Origin of the sequence: Pseudomonas kulmbachensis (genome assembly GCF_963681935.1) — a bacterium.
GTDB lineage: Bacteria > Pseudomonadota > Gammaproteobacteria > Pseudomonadales > Pseudomonadaceae > Aquipseudomonas > Aquipseudomonas kulmbachensis.
This window is the reverse complement of the sequence record NZ_OY817088.1, coordinates 1584979-1603446: the sequence shown is the minus strand read 5'-3', so window position 1 is coordinate 1603446 and position 18468 is coordinate 1584979. Positions and strand designations below refer to the sequence as shown.

Here is an 18468-nt window from a genome sequence, read left to right as displayed (position 1 = left end):
ATCAAATTTTCCTCGCCAGCACGCGGCCGAACAGCCCTTGGGGACGCACTGCAAGTACCAGCGCCATCACCCCGTAAATCACAAACAGCTCGAACTCCGGTGCGTAATGCACCGCCGCCGCGCGGCTCAACCCCACCAGCAATGCGCCCACAGCAGCGCCTTCGATGCTGCCCATGCCACCGATCACCACCACGGCAAACGCCAGCACGATGATTTCCACGCCCATGCCCGGCACCACCGAAATGGCCGGGGCGGTCAAGGCGCCCGCCAGCGTGCCGAGCATGGTGCCCAGCACAAACACCAGGGTGAACATGCGCCGTACATTGACACCCATGGCCATGGCCACTTCGCGGTCATGAATCACGGCGCGCAGCACCTTGCCCTGGTGTGTGCGCTCCAGCCACAACCACAGGCCCAGGCCCAGCACGGCGGAAACGCCGACCAGCATCAGGTCGTAATTGGACACTTTGAGCCCCGCCAGGGCGCTGCGGCCCATCTCGGCGTAGGGCTGATAAGCGAAGTAAGGATTCACGCCCCAGATCATTTTCATGGTGTCTTCGAGCACCAGCAGCAGGGCGTAAGTGATGATTACCATCAGGACTTCGTCGCGCCCGTACATAAAGCGCAACAGGCCGCGCTCGATAATCAGACCGACAATCAGGCCGGCCACCAGCGCGCAGCCGAGCATCAGCAGATACCCGGCCCAGACGGGGCCAATCCCGTTATTGAAATACCAGCCCACCAGCGAGGCTGCGGTGTAGGCACCAATGGCATAGAAGCTGCCGTGGGCCATATTCAGGATGCGCATCACCCCGTAAATCACCGTCAACCCGGCTGCGACCAGAAACAGCCACGAGGCATAGATGGTGCCGTCAATCAGCACCGCGAAAAGACTCATCATAGAGGTCCTACCTTGGAATCAATCACGCAACCGTTGTTGTAGCCGCTGTCGAAGGCTGCGATCGAGCCCGCAGGGATCGCGCCTTTTCAAAAGCGAAGGTCCTTCGGCCCTTATCGCAGCCTGCGGCAGCAGCTACAGGTGTGTGGTAATCAGTTGCACTGAGCGCCAGGGAAACCGGCCTTGATCCACTCCAGCGCGGTGGTGCCGTCCGGTGGCGTTACGCACTCACCGGCAAAGGCGATGACGTTTTGCACGCTGCCTTTTTTGCTCGCCGGGTCGTAGTTGTACTCGCCGTAAGCGATGCCCTGCATGGCCTGATGCCCCTCGGCGCGGGCCATTTGCACGGTGCCGGACACCGACTCGAAGGTCGCGCCCTTGAACGCCTTGGCAATTTCCAACGGTGCCGGGATTTTGCCGGACTCGACCTTGGCGTTTTCAGCCGCGTGCTTGAGGCCGAGAATCGCCTGGGCCATTTTGCTCGCAGGGTAAGTCGGCGCGGTCTTGTAAGCCGCTACGTACTTGTCCTTGAACCAGCGGTTGAGTTCGTTATCCGGGGCAAAGGCGCCGAACGGACCACGGCCACCGATAATCATGCCGTTGGGGGCCTGGTCCTTGTAGCGGTCAATTGCCGACTCGCCGCACGTCAGGACTGCCGTGGCATCTTCCAACAGACCACGGGCGTTGGCTTGCAACACCAGCGCCTCCATGTCGCCACCCCAGAAGCTGGAGTGAATGATGTCCGGGCGCTTGACCGAAATCGCAGAGATCTCGGCACCGTACTGGCCCTGGAACACTTTGGGCATCTGCGATTCGACCACCTTGGCCTTGGGCATCAGTTGCTCCATGGAGTGGGTGAAGTCGTTCCAGCTGTCCTGGCCCCAGGCGTAGTTTTGCTGGATGCCCGCGACTTTCTGCGCATCCGGTCGCACCTTGGCCAGGTAACGCGCGGCGCCTATGTTGTCCACCGCCGCATCAAGGCTGGTGCGGAACACGTATTGCGGGGTTTTGTCTTCCTTGAACAGTTGCGAAGTGCCGCAGTCGTAGAACACGGTCATCGCGCCCAGCTCTTCAGCTACCGGCGCGATGGCCAGACAGTCGCCGGACGAGATGTAACCCACCACCGCATCGACCTTCTGGCGCTGTACCAGATTGCGGAATTCTTCGACCTGTTTCGCGGCGCCGCCCGCCTCGTCGATGATCACCACTTCGATCTCGGCGCCATTGATCCCCAACTTGTCGTAGGGCGCGGGCAACTGGCCCTTGTTCAAACCTTCGACCAGCACCTTGGCAGCATTGGCCGAAGGTTCGCCAAACGGCCCGGCGGCCGGGCCGGACAGAAAGGTCACGATGCCAATGCGGAACTTGCCGTTTTCAGCGGCCTGGACCCCAGCGTTCAAGGACAGGGCCAGCCCGGCTGCCGTGATGGCAAATGCCAAAGGGTGTTTCAACATGCTTTTCTTGGAATTGTTCATGCTTGTCTCTCAATGGATGAGTGAGCCGTCAGGGCTCGACAACGGTTTTTCGTGCGGCCAGTCGCCGCTTCAGCGTGGCGCTGTCGAGCTGTAGCTCTTGCGCCGAGTACACCGACCAGTCACCCAGCATCAGTTGGGCAGGCGGGTAAGCGGTATTGGGTAGCGGCGTGCCAATGGCCTGGCTCTGCTGGATTTGATGGGTCACCGGATCGATGCGCGACCAGGTGCCTGGCGGGTCTTCCGGCAAGGCAATTTCCAGGCCTTCCAGTGCGTGGATCAGCGCCTGGGTCTCGGTCACGCCGCCGGTCTTTTCATAGGCCTGGGCCAGCACCATGACACCGGTGTAGGCGCCCTGTGCGGCATAGGTCGGGTAGCGCCCGCTCAGCGCGTGAAAGCGCTCGACAAACGAGCGGTTGCGCTCGGTAGTCGGCCAGTTGTTGTGGTGCCGGGAAGAGAGGATCAACCCCGCAGGGGCCTTGTCCCCCAGGGCAACCAGAAAATCGAAATTGGCCCCGGTATCGAAGTTCGCCAGGCGCGAGGTTTCGAGCAGCCGGGAACCGGCAGCCTGTTTGACGAATGCGTGGAAATCGCCGCCCCAAATAGCCGACACGATGATGTCCGGTCTGGATTGTTCCAGCGCGGTGATATAGGGCGAGTAGTCCGGCTCATACAGGCGCGGCCATAGCTCGATCACGTCGTCGAATTTCACGCCCAGTTGGTTGAGGGCGGTGTGCAAATCATCACGGGACACATGACCGTATTCGTAATCAGGACCAATAAAGGCCAGGCGCTTCCAGCCGGTTTTTTTCTGCAACGCCTGCAGGTAGCGAGCACCCGCCGCCATGGAGGTCCAGGTGTCGTTGGTTACGCGAAAGTAATAGGGATGGCCGTTTTCCAGGGTCATGCGCGAAGAGGCATGATCGGTGCCGATCATCAGTACTTTTTCCTGCAGGGCCAATTGGCTGACTGCCAGCGCGACCCCGGACGAGACCATGCCGCACAGTACCTGTACCCCGTCCTTGTGGATAAAGCTGCGGGCCAGACTAACGCCGTATGAAGCCTTGGACTGATCATCATCGATGATCACCCGCAAACGCGGTACGGGCTCACCGGCGAGGCGGCGGGCCTGCAATTCATTGAGGGCCACCTGGATTCCGATAATGCTGTCTTGCCCGTAGATGGCCGCACGCTCGGTCATCGGATACAGGCAACCCATGGTCAGATCGGCCTGGGCAGCAGGCACGCCCAACTCCAGTCGGCCGACCTCGGCACAAGCGAACGAACCAAGCAGCAGACCAGCCAAAGCCAGGGCGCAATGGCGCCATGAACGCATCGGGTGCATAAATTCCTTTGGGCGTTGAAAACGCCTCTTGTTGAGCAGCCAGAGGGATAGAGCAAAGGGTGTGCCAAGATATATCGCCACCCTGTAGCCGCTGCCGCAGGCTGCGATAAGGGCCGCAGGACTTCGCTGTCGATTAAATTCTGGGGTCGCTACGCAACCCATCGCAGCTTGCGGCAACGGCTACAGGTTAAGGGTTTGCAGAAATGTTGAGCGCTAACCGCTCAACATGCGCGCAAGGCTGAGCGCTTAGCGCTCAATGCCCAGACGTTGCAGACGGCGTTTGAGCGCATGCCGGGAGATCCCCAGCAGTTGCGCGGCCAGGCCTTTGTGGCCCGCGGTGCGGGTCAAGGCGTCAGTGACCAGCTCACGCTCGGCGCGTTCGAGCTGATCGCCCAGCACCAGAGCTGGGTTACCTGGCGATGCACTGTCCTGCAACTGCGCAGGCAGCATCGCGGCGCTGATGTCCTGACCTGGTAAAAGAATGGTCAAGCGCTCAACCAGATTCTTCAACTCACGCACATTGCCGGGCCAGCGATGCCGACGCAGCAGCGCAATGCTGTCGGGCAAGAACCGGATCGGACTCACGCCCTCTTCCAGCGCTTGGCGCTGGGCAAAATACTGGACCAGAAGCAGCAGATCATCTGCCCGGTCACGCAGGGCCGGTATATCTACGGTGATTACGTTCAACCGGTAAAACAAGTCTTCGCGAAACCGCCCCAGACGTACATCGTCGGCCAAATCCCGATTGGTTGCGGCCACCACCCTGACATCCGCGCTACTGGCCTGGCTGGCGCCGACGGCGCGGTAGCTGCCGTTTTCCAGAAAATGCAGCAGCTTGGCCTGCAGGCTCAGGGGCAATTCGCCAATTTCATCAAGGAACAACGTGCCGCCATTGGCCTGGCTGACCAACCCGGCACGCTTTTGATGAGCCCCGGTGTAAGCGCCCTTCTCGGAGCCAAACAGCTCAGCCTCAATCAACTGCTCGGGCAGGGCCGCACAGTTGACCTCGATAAATGCACTGCCCGCCCGCGAGCTGTGACTATGCAGGGCTTGAGCCACGAGGGTTTTACCGGTGCCGGATTCGCCCAGCAGCAAGATTCGCGTTGCCGAACTGCGGGCAATTCGTTGTACGGCACCATGCAGGGCCGACATGACCGCGCTCTGCCCTTGCAGGCCCGCCGTCACTTCAGGCTCCACGGCATCCAGAGCCAGGGTGCTGCTGATAGTGGCCAGCAAGTCATCCAGTTCAAACGGCTTGGTCAGGTAATCGGTAGCCCCGCCCTTGACCGCCTGAACCGCCGCACGAGTGTCGCCATGAGCTGAAATCATGATCACCGGCAGCAGCGGACTGCGCTGGCGCAAGCCGTCCAGGGTGGCCATGCCATCAATGCCCGGCAGGCCCAGATCCAGCAGGACAATATCGACATCGTCCAGGGCATGTTGCAGCGCCGCTTCGCCACTGCCGGCCGTGCTGATGCGCATGCCCTCCTCGCGCAACGCAAAACTGAGCGAGCGCACCAGCGCCTCTTCATCATCGACGATTAAAACGTGAACATCAGACATCTGCGACTCACTTCAATACGTTCTCTGGAGATTTCAGGCATATACAAAACCCGTAGCAGTTGCCGAAGGCTACGTTCGATTGCGAACCGATCGTAAAACCTGAACATGCGATTTACCTGACTCACCGCATAGCCTGACTTTACGACGGCTGCGCCGCCGCACGCAGCCTCGTTACTGCGGCAGCTGCTACGAATTACGCTCAACGCCTGTGTCATTGGCAGTAGCAGGGCAATCCAGTATTACCTGCGTGCCCTCCCCAAGGGTGCTGAGGATTTCCATCCGGGCACCATTGGCCTCCAGCAGTTGCTGACAAATACTCAGGCCCAACCCGGTGCCCCGGGCCTTGAGGGTAAAAAACGGCTGGCGGATATTCTGCAAGTCAGTGGCCGAAATACCACAGCCCTGGTCAGTTATAACGATACGCACCCGCCCCTGCCACTCCTCGGCATCAAGCCGGACGGTTTGCCCCTCGCTGCTGGCCTGCAAGGCGTTCAGGCACAGATTGAGCAATACCTGCTGCGCCTGATCCGGATCGATACAGATCTGTAAATCCACCGGTGCCCTGCACTGAAACTCAATATTGCGGGCCTGCATCTGCGGCGCGACCAAGTGCGCGGTCTGCTCAAACAGCTGCGCCACCGACACGTTTTGCGGCTGGGCCGGGCGCGGTCTGCCGTATTCCAGCAGGTCATTGGTGACCCGTGACAAGCGATCGATTTCCTTGACCAGATCACTCAGCAGCAAACGTCGTTGCGGTTCCTGTTCACGGCGCAACAAGGCCTGCACCGTGGTTTTCATGGTTGCCAGCGGGTTGCGCACTTCATGGGCCACCCCGGTGGCAAACGTACCAAGGACCGCGAGGTTCTCGGTGCGCACGGTTTTTTCCATCACCTGCGCCAGACGTTCGGCCATGACGTTGAACGCACGGGCAACGTGGCCGATTTCGTCGTCCCGCGGCTGTTGGGCCAGGCGATAGCTCAAGTCGCCCATCGACAGTTGATGAGCACCCTGCAACAACGTGCTGACCCGCGAGCGCAGTTGCCGCGAGAGGGTAAAAAACACCACCAGAATAAACCCGATAAATCCCGCAGCCACCCAGTACAGCCACCAGCGGGCATCGTTGAGCGGCTTGAGGATTGCACCCGGCTCAACGCTGAACACCAGTTGCCAGCCCGGCAAGATTACCGGCCCTTCGTGCCATTGGCCGGGCGCCTTGACCTGACGCCCGGTGGGGTCGACAAACGCGCCGCCGGGTACGCGCAGCAACGGCGCAACCACACCGCTCATGCCCGCACTGACCAGCAACTCGGTCAAGGACGCCAGACGCAAGTGCAGCGCGATGCGTACCCGTTGATTGGTTCGCCCGTTACGGATGCTCTTGCGGATCAAAAAGCTGCCGGAGCCTCCGGCGTACGCCAGCAGCGGGCCAATCACTTCGACATCCCCTACCCATTGCACCGGCAGGCCCGCGATGGACCAGTGCTCGCTGCCCCAGTAAGGCTCCCCGGAAGCCGACTGGCCGGGCAGCACTTTGATCAGGCGATCCTGTTCATCGAAAAACAGCACGCCATAAATAAAGGGCAAATCGCCCTCGATCTTGAGCAGCGAATCCACATCACTGATCACGCGCGACGGATCGACAATGAAATCCGGCATGTTGGGATGATTGGACAGCGCCGAGAGCTGGTAAAAACGGTCATCCAGAAACGACGACAAGCGGTTTGCCGTCGACAGCGCCTGGGCGTCAAGGCGTTCGCCGGTCAGGCGATTGAGCAGGTCCTTGGCCAATTGCTCGTAAAGAACGGCCAGAGTGACCAGCGCAATGCTCATCACGAACACCGAGAGCAAGGTATACCGTGCCACCAGGCTTCGGTGCGGCCGGGCAAGCCAGTGGAGTAGCGCATGGAGGGAGGCATTGAGGGTCATGGTGTTCTGATTGTTTTTTTAATCGCACCAGCATAGGGATCGACCCGCAGGGCTGTCCATGACTAACAGACCTTTGAGTTGCGATCCTGCCACGCCCTAGATTAATATACGTTTCATATATACTTCATATCGAGCATTCAGATGGGCATCGTAAAAATATCGGACGCCACCCACGAAAACCTGCGGGTCGCCAGCAACGCACTCAACCGTTCAATCAACGCACAAGCAGAGCACTGGATGCGCATCGGCATGCTGACCGAGCTGCACCCCGATCTGGACCACAACCAGATCTGCCGCTTGCTGATCCGCGCCGAACTGCAAGGCGGCCTCGATTTGAAGCAACTGTGCGAGCTGGCTGATGCCACTGCGGGAGCGGCACAATGAGAACCAGCGTCGTGATCAACAGCCCGGCACAAATCGCCCAGTCCAAGGTCGCGGGCAAACTGGCAGCCGAAGTGCTGGCCATGATCGGTGAGCACGTCAAGGCTGGCGTCACCACCGACCAGCTCGATCAGATCTGCCACGACTACATCGTCAATGTGCAGAAGGCCATACCCGGCAATGTCGGCTATCACGGCTTCCCGAAAACCGTGTGCGCCTCGGTCAATGAGGTGGTTTGCCACGGCATTCCGTCAAACCGGGTGCTGCAGGACGGCGATATCGTCAATATCGATATCGCGGTGGTCAAGGATGGCTGGTTCGGCGACACCAGCCGCATGTACTTCGTCGGCGAACCTAGCCCCGAGGCACGCCACCTGGTGAAAACCACTTACGATGCCATGTGCGCAGGTATCCGCATGGTGCGCCCTGGCGCGACCCTCGGTGATATCGGCCATGCCATCCAGACCCTTGCCGAGAAAGAAGGCTACAGCGTGGTGCGTGAGTATTGCGGCCACGGGATCGGCAAGGTTTATCACGATGAGCCGCAGGTACTGCACTACGGTTATCCGGGCCAGGGCATGAAGCTCAAGACCGGCATGATTTTCACCATCGAGCCCATGCTCAACGCTGGCAAACGCCATGTGAAAACCCTCCCCGATAACTGGACCGTGGTCACCAAGGACAACTCGCTTTCAGCCCAGTGGGAACACATGGTCGCCGTGACCGACGATGGTTTCGAAGTGTTGAGCCCGTGGCCTGACACGATGGCCGATTACCCCGCCATCGTTTGACGAGCTACCGGGGGGAGCCTGAGTCCCCCCTACAACCCGCCTTGCCCCTGATCCAGCCGCTCGCGCAAGAATTCGATCAATGCCTGCACCGGTAGCGAACGCTGGCGATGCTGCGGATACACCGCCGATAACGCCAACGGCGCGCAGCGGTAATCGTCCAGCACGCGTACCAGTTGCCCGCTCTCCAGAGCCGAGCCAACGATAAAGGTCGGCAGGTAGGTAATGCCCAGCCCTGCAATAGCTGCGTCCCTGAGCAACTCACCATTATTGACCCGCATGCGCCCGCTGACGTTGATGGTCAGGGGCTTGCTCTGCCCTTCGAAACGCCACTGCACCTGACGGCCGTGGCCGTAGGGCAGGCAATCATGCTCGTGCAGATCCTGGGGTTTGAGCGGTGTGCCGCGCTCGGCCAGGTAGGCCGGGCTGGCACAGTAAACACGCTCGATGCTGGCGATACGACGGGCAATTAGAGTCGAGTCCTCAAGCACGCCGATGCGCAAGGCCAGGTCATAGCCTTCGCTGAGCAAGTCCACCGGCCGGTCGCTGAGGTCCACTTCTACGGTCACGCCGCTGTAGCGCTGCAAAAACAACGGCAGCAGGCAGCCCAGATGCGCCATGGCAAAGGACAGCGGTGCGCTGACCCGCAAGGTGCCGCGTGGCTCGCTGGTCTGGCCAGCGATACCCTGCTCCATATGCTCGACGTCGTTGAGCAAGCGCATGGCCGACTCGTAATAACTTTGCCCTAGGGGCGTGACGTCCAGTCGCCGAGTGGAGCGGTTGAGCAGACGTACGCCCAATCGCGCCTCCAGTTGTATCAATCGCCGACTCACGAATTGCTTGGACAGACCCAATTGGTCGGCCGCCGCAGTGAAGCTACCGGAGTCCATGACCTGGCAAAATATACGCATATCTTCGAACGGGTTCATTGTCACGACCTAGTGGACAGTTAAACCCTTTATAACGGCTTTTCCCCTTTTCAACACCCGACTATGCTCTGTTCGCTGCAGGTGTATCCGTGGGAGCGAGCCTGCTCGCGAAGCGCTTCACTTTTAGAGCCTTCGCGAGCAGGCTCGCTCCCACGAATTCCCCTCTCTCATTTCGGAGTTTACCCATGCCCTTTCTCCTCGATCACCCCCTGTCCTGGGGTGCTGTACTGCTGGTGATCGACGCCGCGCTCTGGCATCTGGCGCCATTCAAGCAGCGTGTGACTCGGGTATGCGTGCGACTGGCACTGTTTGCGATGTTCAGCACAATCATCATCAACGCCGGAGTCAGCCCGTTGCAGGCGCCGCTGTTTACCGATGACCGCGTGGAGCAATTAGGGGCTACGGCGCTGGGAATTATGTGGTGGCTGTACGCGGCGCGGGTGCTTACGGAGGTGCTCGGCCTGGTGCTGATGCGCCGCATCGGTCACAGCGGCCGCCTGCTGCAGGATGTGATCGGCGCACTGGTGTTTCTGGCGGCTATCGTCGCCGCAGCCGGTTACGTTCTGGAGTTGCCGGTGAAAGGCTTGCTGGCGACGTCCGGGGTGGTAGCGATTGTGGTTGGCCTGGCATTGCAGAGCACCTTGAGCGACGTGTTTTCCGGCATCGTGCTCAACACCACCAAGCCGTATCAGGTGGATGACTGGGTGGTGATCGACGGTGTCGAAGGCAAGGTGCTGGATATCGACTGGCGCGCCACCCATTTGTTGACCAGCGCGGGCAGCACGGCGGTAGTGCCCAACTCCGTGGCGGCCAAGGCCAAGATCGTCAACCTGAGCCGGCCCACGAATCTGCACGGCGTGTCGATCAGCATTCAGGTGCCCAACCATGTTCGCCCGCGCCGGGTGCTCGATGCGTTGGAGCGCACGCTGCAGGGCAGCAGCAGTCTGCTGCTCAACCCTGCTCCCAAAGCGGTGCTCAAGGAGGCAGGTGAGATCATGTCCGAATACGTGGCCAGCGGGTTTATTGCCGAGCTGGCTAAAAAAAGCGAAGTCCGCAACCAACTGTTTGACCTCGCGCATCGGCATCTCGAGGCGGCAGGTATTTCGCGCCAGCCTGACGCTGTGATCGAGCCCGCGGGCCGGGCACGGGCATTGCTCGACGAGGTGAAAATCTTCCGCTCGCTGAGTGCAGAGGAACGCGACCAGATCGCCCGTTCCATGGTTGCCCAGCAATACGCGGCAGGTCAGGTGGTACTGGCTCTGGACGAGGTGCCGGACAGCCTGATGGTCATCGCCACCGGCGTGGTCAGCGTGACCGTGCCCAACGCCACGGGGCCTGTTGAAGCCGGGCGCATGGGGCCCGGAGAGATCATGGGCGAAGAAAGCATCCTCACGGACTCGCCGTCCCAGGCGACCTTTACTACCCTGACCTCAAGCATCATTTATCGGCTCGACAAGTCCGTGACCCGCGAATGCATGGGGCAACAGGCTGAGGTAGGACGGGCGTTGAATACGTTGCAGGCAGTACGTCAGCAGAGCAGCCGCATGGCGCTGATGGCCGCACCGGCACCGATCAGGAAAGGGGGGTTTTTGAGTTGGTTGCACAAGCGCTGAAAACATTACGGTGACATCTGTAGATACTCTGTTCCAGGTCAAGCCACTAGTGCGAGCGAGCCTGCTCGCGAATGATCTTCGCGAGCAGGCTCGCTCTCACACTTGAAGTATCTGCGCTGCCGCAGGCTGCGATGAGTTGCAAAGCGGCCCCGGATTCCAAAAGAAAGCCAAGGTCCTGCGGCCCTTGTCGCAGCCTGCGGCAGCGGCTACAGAAGCAAATGTGCTGCCTTATTTTGCCGTCAATACCGAGTAGCTGTTCATCAGGTTGCGGTAGTTGGGAATGCGCGGCGACAGCAGGTTGGCCAGGCCTTCCATGTCATTGCGCCAGTCCCCCTGCAGCTCGCACGCCACCGAGAACCAGTTCATCAACTGTGCACCCGCTGCCGCCATCCGCGCCCAGGCGGCCTGTTGCACGGTTTCGTTAAAGGTGCCCGAGGCATCTGTCACCACAAACACGTCAAAACCCTCAGCCAGCGCCGACAGTGTCGGGAAGGTCACGCATACATCCGTCACCACGCCCGCAATGATCAGTTGCTTGCGCCCGGTAGCCTTGACCGCCTTGACGAAATCTTCGTTATCCCAAGCATTGATCTGACCGGGGCGCGGGATATACGGGGCGTCCGGGAACAGTTCCTTGAGCTCCGGCACCATCGGACCGTTGGGGCCGTTTTCAAAACTGGTGGTGAGGATGGTCGGCAGTTTGAAGAACTTAGCCACATCGCCCAGCGCCAGTACGTTGTTCTTGAATTCGTTAGGCGAGAAATCCTGGACCAACGAGATCAGACCGGTCTGGTGGTCAACCAGCAACACCACAGCATCATCTTTGTTCAGGCGTTTGTACGGAACATTGCTCATGTGAAACTCCTCGATGGATAGGTGTTACGGGATCAAAACGCGAAACACGAGCAGCCAAAGGCGCCCCAAAAGCCGGCAAAGTCGCTGACCGGCGCATTCGAAAAGCGTGCTTTTTCATGGCCATGGGCATGCACCGCGCACGGTCCACTGCATTGGTGGGCCTGCGCCAGCAACGGCGCGCCAGGGCGCCAGTGGCCTGGGACGGTGACCACCGGTGACCAGTCGGGCAACACCGGTACACGGGCTGGCCCAAGCTTTTCAAAGTCGCCGGCGGCGTACACCACCTTGCCGCCCACCACGGTCAACACGGACTCGATCCACTTGATGGCTTCTTCGTCGACGCTAAAGAAGTCCGCGCTCAGGGCCGCCACGTCTGCCAACTGGCCGACCTTGATCTGGCCCTTTTTGCCCTGCTCGGATGAAAACCAGGCGCTGCCGTGGGTGAACAGCTCCAGTGCGGTGAGCCGGGGCAAGCCTTCGGCGTGCAACTCAAGGCCGCCGACAGTGCGACCGCTGACCATCCAATACAACGAAGTCCACGGGTTATAGCTGGATACGCGGGTGGCATCGGTGCCCGCCCCCACCGGCACGCCTTCGGCCAGCATGCGCTTGATGGGGGGCGTAGCTTGGGCCGCTTTGGCGCCGTAACGTTCGACGAAATACTCACCTTGGAATGCCATACGATCCTGAATCGCAATGCCCCCACCCAGTGCTCTCACACGCTCGATGTTATGCGGGGTGATGGTTTCGGCATGGTCGAAAAACCACGGCAAGCCATTGAACGGGATATCGCGATTGACCTTCTCGAACACGTCGAGCATGCGACTGATGGATTCGTTGTAGGTGGCGTGCAGGCGGAACGGCCAGCGTTGCTCCACCAAATGACGCACCACCGGCTCCAGTTCGTCTTCCATGGTTTGCGGCAAGTCCGGGCGCGGTTCAAGGAAGTCCTCGAAGTCCGCCGCCGAGAACACCAGCATTTCCCCGGCGCCGTTGTGCCGCAAGAAGTCATCGCCCTGGTGCAGTTTCACACTGCCGGTCCAGTTCTTGAAGTCGGTCAGTTCTTCCTTGGGCTTTTGCGTAAACAGGTTGTAGGCAATACGGATAGTCAACTGCTGGTCTTTGGCCAACTGTTCGATGACCTGGTAATCGTCGGGATAGTTTTGAAAACCACCGCCGGCATCAATCGCGCTGGTGAGGCCCAGGCGGTTGAGCTCGCGCATAAATTGGCGGGTGGAGTTCACCTGATACTCCAACGGCAACTTCGGCCCCTTGGCCAGGGTCGAGTAGAGAATCATCGCGTTGGGTCGCGCCACCAGCATGCCGGTCGGGTTGCCGTTGGCATCTCGCACAATCTCGCCACCCGGCGGGTTCGGGGTATCACGGGTATAGCCGGCAACCCGCAGCGCGGCCCGATTAAGCAAGGCCCGGTCATACAAGTGCAGGACAAATACCGGGGTATCCGGGGCCGCCTGATTGAGTTCTTCCAGGGTAGGCATGCGTTTTTCGGCGAACTGGAATTCGTTCCAGCCGCCCACCACCCGCACCCATTGCGGCGTCGGCGTGCGCTCGGCCTGTTCCTTGAGCATGCGCAACGCATCGGCCAGCGATGGCACACCTTCCCAGCGCAGTTCGAGGTTGTAATTCAGGCCACCACGGATCAGATGCAGGTGTGAGTCATTAAGGCCAGGAATGACACAGCGGCCCTTGAGGTCGATAACTTGCGTACCCGATACCGCGCAGGGCCATCGCCTGAGCATCGGTGCCGACCGCCACAAAGCGGCCCTCGCGGATGGCCACGGCGCTGGCATGCGGGTTGTCGCGATCGACGGTATGAAATTGGCCATTGAATAAGATCAGATCGGCGTTCATCGCGTTTCCTTGGGCTCAGTGGGAGCCGTCAGCCAAGGCGCGAACACACGCGTCGCCATTGGCATAAACAGATAAACCACCGAGACAACGATGGTCAGCGTGATCACAAAGGTGGCAACCAGGTATTGGGAGAAAAAGGGGCTCAAGCCCAGCAAGGGCTTCCAGATCAGCGGCACCAGCAAGGTATGCGGAAAAATCACCATCAGCGTCAGCACTGCCTGTTTCCAGCGGGGTGGCGGCAGACGGGATTCGGTGAGGGGCGCGAACCAGAATTCGTTGGCCGGGTTGACCTCGGTCTGGTCGCCGTCCGCCAGCATCGGCGTGGCTTCGTTGACCAGTTCGCGACGTTGCGGCGAGTCCAGCCAGCGCTGCATGGCGTCAGTGGAGCAAAAGCGCAGTACGCAGGTATAGGTGTCCAGACCGGCACTCTTGCCGGGCACGACATCCACCCCCAGATGCCCGTCCCATTGCCCGGCAATGCGCACGATCTTGCGCAGCCAGTCGTTGTAGGGCACTTCAAAACCGGCCTTGACCCGATGCTTGACCACCAGGGTCACAACCTCATCGAAAACCCGGGTCGGCGGGTCGATCTCAGTGGATTCAGACATGCAAAAGGCTCCAAAGATATCCAGACGAATATCCCCTGTAGATACTTTAACCGTGGGCGCGCGCAGACTCGCTCCCACAGGTGGCCTTGACCGGTAGAGTGTCTACAGGGTTTCCCGCGTATCAGCCCTTGAGAAACGCCAACAGATCGGCATTGAGCTGATCCTTGTGGGTATCAGTCAGCCCGTGGGGCGCACCGGGGTAGATCTTCAGCGTAGAACCTTTGACCAATCCTGCCGCCGCGATGCCCGCGGCTTCAATCGGCACCACCTGGTCGGCATCGCCGTGGACCACCAGGGTCGGAATGTCGAATTTCTTCAGGTCTTCGGTAAAGTCGGTTTCAGAGAACGCCTTGATACAGTCGTAGGCGTTTTTATGGCCGCTGGTCATGCCCTGCATCCAGAACCAGTCGATCATCCCCTGGGAGGGTTTGGCCCCTGGTTTGTTGAAACCAAAGAAAGGACCGCTGGCGAGGTCGATATACAGCTGTGAACGGTCCGCCAAAGACGCCTTGCGAATCCCGTCAAAGACCTCAAGCGGCAGGCCGCCGGGGTTGGCTTCGGTCTTGAGCATTAAAGGCGGCACCGATGAAATCAGCCCCGCCTTCGCCACCCGCGCCGTACCGTGGCGACCGATATAACGCGCCACTTCACCGCCGCCGGTAGAGAAACCGAACAACACGGCATCTTGCAGATCCAGCAGCTCGATCAACTGCGCCAGGTCATCGGCGTAGGTGTCCATGTCGTTACCTGCCCATGGCTGGCTGGAACGACCATGGCCGCGCCGATCATGGGCAATGACCCGATAACCTTTAGAGGCCAGGAACAGCATCTGTGATTCCCAGCTATCGGCGTTCAACGGCCAACCGTGGCTGAAAACCACGGGCTGCCCCGTGCCCCAGTCCTTGTAGTAGATCTCGGTGCCATCACTGGTGGTGAAAGTACTCATGGGGCGGTCATCCTTGTGCAAGTGCAAAGAGTTCTCATCTATCTTGGCAGGCATGGATGACAGCGCAACTGCTCTGGTAGGAGCATTACGGCCATCTCGGTGCGCACAACGGACAATCGGGGCTAGCTGAACTGCTCTCGGTAATGTGCAGGGGTCAAACCGAGCTTTTCATTGAACAGGAAACGCATGTGCCGGACGCTGCCGAAGCCACTTTTGAAGGCCACTGTCTTGAGTGGCAACTCACTGGTCTCCAGCAGGCTTCTGGCGCGATCGATACGCGCGCCCTGGAGAAAGTCCATGGGTGTCATGTTGACCTCCCGGGCAAAAACCCTGGCAAAGTGCCTCGGGCTCATACTGGCCAACCTCGCCATGGATTCGATGCTGAAGGTCTGATCGAGGTGTTCGAGGATGTAGTTCTGAACTCGGGTTATCGGGGTTTCGAGCGTGCCTACGCTGGCCATCAACGGACTGAACTGCGCCTGCCCGCCCTGACGCTTCATCACCACCAGCAGCACTTTTGCCACGTCCAAGGCGACTTTTTTACCGTGGTCATTGGCTACCACCGACAGCGCAAGGTCGATACCGGCCGTGACGCCGCCAGACGTGATGAGGTTGCGGTCCTGCACGAAAATCTGGTCGATCTCAACGCTGGCCTTGGGGAAGGCCTTGATCAGCCGCTCGGTGTAATGCCAATGGGTAGTGACGCGGTAGCCGTCCAGCAAACCGGCGAAGCCCAGCACGAATGCCCCGGTACAGATCGAACCGTATTGCCCGGCCCGGGTGACGGCGCCCTTGAGCCACTCCAGCAAGGGCAGCGGCTTGTCGTTGTAGGCCCCTGGACCACCGGGTACCAGCAACAAGTCATAGTGCCCGCTGGCCTGATCAATATGTAAATCCGCCTGCAAACTCACACCGTTTGAGGCGCGCAGCAGGCCTGGCTCGGTAGCAACAGTGGTCAACTCATACTGCTGATCCGGATGTAAATAGCGGTTGGCAATAGAGAACACCTCCATGGGACCCGCCATGTCGAGCAGTAGGAAGTCTGGGAACAACACGATGGCCACGGTTTTCATAGGTCAGGTATCACTGTGAGCAGCTGCATGAACGAATTCCCCTGTGGGCTTACCGCTGTTGCACTGCCTACGGTCTACTGCTGAAGCGCAGATCATGAGCAAGCGTCGGGAAATAATACGTGAAAAATTCGCTAAAATTGTCAACCTCAAAGAGACAGTATTTCAATTTTAAGCTACTTAATTTACTCCACAGTAACCATTAACCTTCTCCTCACTCGGACGAATTAACGTCCACACAGGAGATGTCATCATGCTGACCCTTCGCAAAGCATCTGATCGCGGCGCCGCCAATCATGGCTGGTTGAAGTCGTTCCACACCTTCTCATTTGCCAACTATCGCAACCTCGATGAGCAAGGTTTCTCCGACCTGTTGGTGATCAACGACGACCGCGTGGCAGCGGGCAAAGGCTTCGGCCAGCACCCCCACCGCGACATGGAAATTTTCTCCTACGTGCTCGACGGTGCGCTGGAGCACAAGGACACCCTGGGCACAGGTTCGGTGATCCGCCCGGGTGACGTGCAATTGATGAGTGCTGGCAGCGGCGTGGCGCACAGCGAGTACAACCACTCGCACAGCCAGCCTGTGCATTTTTTGCAAATCTGGATCGTGCCTGACATCGGCGGCGCCAAACCCCGCTACCAACAAGAGCACTTCAACACGCAAAAAAAACGCGGGCGTCTGCAACTGATCATCTCGCCCGATGGCGCCGATGGTTCGCTCCACGTACGCCAGGATGCCCGGGTCTATGCAGCCCTGATAGACGGTAAGGAAAACGCCACACTGGAACTCGCCGCCGACCGCTACGCCTATGTGCACGTAGCCCGAGGCAGCGTCGAACTCAACGGCATGGCCCTTCAGGAAGGCGACGGCGTGCGAGTGCGCAAGGAACAACTGCTGACCTTGAGCAATGGCAGAGACGCCGAGGTGCTGGTGTTCGATCTGCGGACGCAGGAGTTGCCGCAGATGCCTTGAGGCCTAAGCCAAAACCCGCTCGTCCAATCAGTAACGGGCGAGTGGGACACTGTGGGAAAGCTTCAGATATAGAGGTCGGTTGCGGGGGAGCATTGAACTCAAGCTCGATAAAACGGTTGGGGAAAAATCAGAAAATCACCGAAAATCACCGAAAATCGCCGAAAAACAGCTGAAAGCCTCACGCCTGGATCAATAGATGCAACTCCACCATTTAAAAAGCAGACATTGCGCCAGAATCTTCCACGACTTTTTGGCGCCCACGAAAAAGCCCCTGAAATGTTTAACCATTTCAGGGGCTTCGTCTTGTTCAATAATGGCGGAGAGATAGGGATTCGAACCCTAGGTACTGTCGCCAGTACAACGGATTTCGAATCCGTCCCATTCGGCCACTCTGGCATCTCTCCAACGGCGCGAATAATAGCGCGGTTTTTGATTATGGCAAAGCCTTTTTTCAAAAAAACCGCGCTGTATCAGTTGCTTGCGCGCCTTTACAGCTTAAAGCGGGACGCCGAGACGGTTGGCAACTTCTTCGTAGGCTTCGATTACGTCACCCAGACCCTGACGGAAGCGGTCCTTGTCCATTTTCTTGCCAGTTGCCTTGTCCCACAGACGGCAGCCATCCGGGCTGAATTCGTCACCCAAAACGATGCTGCCGTCGTGGAAAACGCCGAATTCAAGCTTGAAGTCCACCAGCAGCAAGCCAGCGTCGTCGAACAGTTTGTTCAATACGTCGTTGACCTTGAGCGACAGTTCTTTCATGCGAACCAGTTGCTCGGCAGTGCCCCAACCGAATGCCACTACGTGGGATTCGTTGATGAACGGGTCGCCCTTGGCGTCGTCCTTCAGGAACAGTTCGAAGGTGTACGGATTGAGCTTCATGCCCTCTTCCACACCCAGACGCTTGACCAGGCTGCCTGCAGCGTAGTTACGCACAACGCACTCGACCGGGATCATGTCGAGTTTTTTGACCAGACATTCGTTGTCGCCCAGCAGTTTGTCGAATTGGGTCGGCACGCCGGCTTCTTCGAGTTTCTGCATGATGAAGGCGTTGAACTTGTTGTTCACCATGCCTTTGCGATCAAGCTGTTCAATACGCTTGCCGTCGAACGCCGAAGTGTCGTTGCGAAACAGCAGGATCAAGCGGTTTTCGTCATCGGTTTTGTAAACCGATTTCGCTTTACCGCGATAGAGTTCTTCACGTTTTTCCATGATGGGCTCCGCATGCT

At 59.2% G+C, this 18468-nt stretch carries 15 protein-coding genes, 1 tRNA gene and 1 pseudogene; 4 read left to right on the top strand and 13 right to left on the bottom strand.

Features of this window, described 5'->3' with window-relative positions; genetic code table 11:
* Nucleotide 1: 1 nt before the first annotated feature.
* From U5A05_RS07475 to U5A05_RS07455, 5 genes are all read right to left on the bottom strand, one after another.
* Nucleotides 2-901 (bottom strand): branched-chain amino acid ABC transporter permease, encoded by a 900-nt coding sequence (locus tag U5A05_RS07475; RefSeq protein WP_261741484.1) that lies wholly within the window; start codon nucleotides 899-901, stop codon nucleotides 2-4.
* Nucleotides 902-1050: 149 nt separating this feature from the next.
* Entirely contained in the window at nucleotides 1051-2373 is a 1323-nt protein-coding gene (locus U5A05_RS07470) for an ABC transporter substrate-binding protein (RefSeq protein WP_321836043.1), read from the bottom strand.
* A gap of 28 nt (nucleotides 2374-2401) precedes the next feature.
* A complete protein-coding gene (locus U5A05_RS07465; protein ID WP_321836042.1) occupies nucleotides 2402-3706 on the bottom strand; it encodes an ABC transporter substrate-binding protein in 1305 nt (434 codons plus the stop codon).
* A gap of 255 nt (nucleotides 3707-3961) precedes the next feature.
* Nucleotides 3962-5278 (bottom strand): sigma-54-dependent transcriptional regulator, encoded by a 1317-nt coding sequence (locus U5A05_RS07460; RefSeq protein WP_321836041.1) that lies wholly within the window; start codon nucleotides 5276-5278, stop codon nucleotides 3962-3964.
* A gap of 186 nt (nucleotides 5279-5464) precedes the next feature.
* Nucleotides 5465-7141 carry a sensor histidine kinase gene (locus tag U5A05_RS07455; RefSeq protein WP_321836040.1) on the bottom strand — a complete coding sequence of 559 codons (1677 nt, stop codon included), beginning with the start codon at nucleotides 7139-7141 and terminating at the stop codon, nucleotides 5465-5467.
* 204 nt (nucleotides 7142-7345) lie between these two features.
* On the opposite strand from U5A05_RS07455, the gene U5A05_RS07450 reads away from it, so the two are divergent.
* The gene (locus U5A05_RS07450; protein WP_321836039.1) at nucleotides 7346-7588 is read left to right on the top strand and encodes a ParD-like family protein; all 243 of its coding nucleotides are present in this window, start codon (nucleotides 7346-7348) and stop codon (nucleotides 7586-7588) included.
* Entirely contained in the window at nucleotides 7585-8376 is a 792-nt protein-coding gene (map, locus tag U5A05_RS07445; RefSeq protein ID WP_321836038.1) for a type I methionyl aminopeptidase, read from the top strand. The genes U5A05_RS07450 and map overlap by 4 nt, the downstream gene beginning before the upstream one ends.
* 29 nt (nucleotides 8377-8405) lie before the next feature.
* Here the strand turns inward: map and U5A05_RS07440 are convergent, their stop codons facing one another.
* Nucleotides 8406-9302, bottom strand: a complete 897-nt coding sequence (locus U5A05_RS07440; RefSeq protein ID WP_321836037.1) for a LysR family transcriptional regulator — start codon at nucleotides 9300-9302, stop codon at nucleotides 8406-8408.
* 185 nt (nucleotides 9303-9487) lie between these two features.
* On the opposite strand from U5A05_RS07440, the gene U5A05_RS07435 reads away from it, so the two are divergent.
* A complete protein-coding gene (locus tag U5A05_RS07435; protein ID WP_261741476.1) occupies nucleotides 9488-10915 on the top strand; it encodes a mechanosensitive ion channel family protein in 1428 nt (475 codons plus the stop codon).
* 228 nt (nucleotides 10916-11143) lie between these two features.
* On the opposite strand, the gene ycaC is transcribed toward U5A05_RS07435, so the two are convergent.
* The 5 genes and pseudogenes from ycaC to U5A05_RS07410 all read right to left on the bottom strand — a co-directional run bounded on the left by ycaC (nucleotide 11144) and on the right by U5A05_RS07410 (nucleotide 16269).
* Nucleotides 11144-11770 (bottom strand): isochorismate family cysteine hydrolase YcaC, encoded by a 627-nt coding sequence (gene ycaC / locus U5A05_RS07430; protein ID WP_261741475.1) that lies wholly within the window; start codon nucleotides 11768-11770, stop codon nucleotides 11144-11146.
* A gap of 32 nt (nucleotides 11771-11802) precedes the next feature.
* Nucleotides 11803-13642 (bottom strand): annotated as a pseudogene (locus U5A05_RS07425) (amidohydrolase).
* Nucleotides 13639-14250 carry a putative antibiotic biosynthesis monooxygenase gene (locus U5A05_RS07420; protein ID WP_321836036.1) on the bottom strand — a complete coding sequence of 204 codons (612 nt, stop codon included), beginning with the start codon at nucleotides 14248-14250 and terminating at the stop codon, nucleotides 13639-13641. Before U5A05_RS07420 ends, U5A05_RS07425 begins: the two are co-directional and overlap by 4 nt.
* Nucleotides 14251-14371: 121 nt before the next feature.
* Nucleotides 14372-15196: an alpha/beta fold hydrolase gene (locus U5A05_RS07415; RefSeq protein WP_261741472.1), complete on the bottom strand. Its 825-nt coding sequence runs from the start codon at nucleotides 15194-15196 to the stop codon at nucleotides 14372-14374.
* A gap of 122 nt (nucleotides 15197-15318) precedes the next feature.
* Nucleotides 15319-16269: a GlxA family transcriptional regulator gene (locus U5A05_RS07410; RefSeq protein WP_261741471.1), complete on the bottom strand. Its 951-nt coding sequence runs from the start codon at nucleotides 16267-16269 to the stop codon at nucleotides 15319-15321.
* A gap of 250 nt (nucleotides 16270-16519) precedes the next feature.
* Between U5A05_RS07410 and U5A05_RS07405 the strand changes: the two genes are divergently transcribed.
* Nucleotides 16520-17242, top strand: a complete 723-nt coding sequence (locus tag U5A05_RS07405) for a pirin family protein (protein ID WP_321836035.1) — start codon at nucleotides 16520-16522, stop codon at nucleotides 17240-17242.
* A gap of 314 nt (nucleotides 17243-17556) precedes the next feature.
* Here U5A05_RS07405 and U5A05_RS07400 read toward each other — a convergent pair.
* Nucleotides 17557-17646 (bottom strand) — tRNA-Ser (locus U5A05_RS07400).
* Nucleotides 17647-17737: 91 nt separating this feature from the next.
* On the bottom strand, nucleotides 17738-18451 hold the full coding sequence (gene purC / locus U5A05_RS07395) for a phosphoribosylaminoimidazolesuccinocarboxamide synthase (RefSeq protein ID WP_019410660.1): 714 nt from the start codon (nucleotides 18449-18451) through the stop codon (nucleotides 17738-17740).
* Nucleotides 18452-18468: the final 17 nt, after the last annotated feature.

Bases quoted from the DNA above. Each gene is read 5' to 3' on its own strand.
- U5A05_RS07470 (WP_321836043.1), bottom strand. From the start codon at position 2,373: ATGAACAATTCCAAGAAAAGCATGTTGAAACACCCTTTGGCATTTGCC.
- U5A05_RS07460 (WP_321836041.1), bottom strand. From the start codon at position 5,278: ATGTCTGATGTTCACGTTTTAATCGTCGATGATGAAGAGGCGCTGGTG.
- U5A05_RS07410 (WP_261741471.1), bottom strand. From the start codon at position 16,269: ATGAAAACCGTGGCCATCGTGTTGTTCCCAGACTTCCTACTGCTCGAC.
- U5A05_RS07465 (WP_321836042.1), bottom strand. From the start codon at position 3,706: ATGCGTTCATGGCGCCATTGCGCCCTGGCTTTGGCTGGTCTGCTGCTT.
- U5A05_RS07415 (WP_261741472.1), bottom strand. From the start codon at position 15,196: ATGAGTACTTTCACCACCAGTGATGGCACCGAGATCTACTACAAGGAC.
- ycaC (WP_261741475.1), bottom strand. From the start codon at position 11,770: ATGAGCAATGTTCCGTACAAACGCCTGAACAAAGATGATGCTGTGGTG.
- U5A05_RS07420 (WP_321836036.1), bottom strand. From the start codon at position 14,250: ATGTCTGAATCCACTGAGATCGACCCGCCGACCCGGGTTTTCGATGAG.
- U5A05_RS07405 (WP_321836035.1), top strand. From the start codon at position 16,520: ATGCTGACCCTTCGCAAAGCATCTGATCGCGGCGCCGCCAATCATGGC.
- U5A05_RS07440 (WP_321836037.1), bottom strand. From the start codon at position 9,302: ATGAACCCGTTCGAAGATATGCGTATATTTTGCCAGGTCATGGACTCC.
- U5A05_RS07435 (WP_261741476.1), top strand. From the start codon at position 9,488: ATGCCCTTTCTCCTCGATCACCCCCTGTCCTGGGGTGCTGTACTGCTG.
- purC (WP_019410660.1), bottom strand. From the start codon at position 18,451: ATGGAAAAACGTGAAGAACTCTATCGCGGTAAAGCGAAATCGGTTTAC.
- U5A05_RS07450 (WP_321836039.1), top strand. From the start codon at position 7,346: ATGGGCATCGTAAAAATATCGGACGCCACCCACGAAAACCTGCGGGTC.
- map (WP_321836038.1), top strand. From the start codon at position 7,585: ATGAGAACCAGCGTCGTGATCAACAGCCCGGCACAAATCGCCCAGTCC.
- U5A05_RS07475 (WP_261741484.1), bottom strand. From the start codon at position 901: ATGATGAGTCTTTTCGCGGTGCTGATTGACGGCACCATCTATGCCTCG.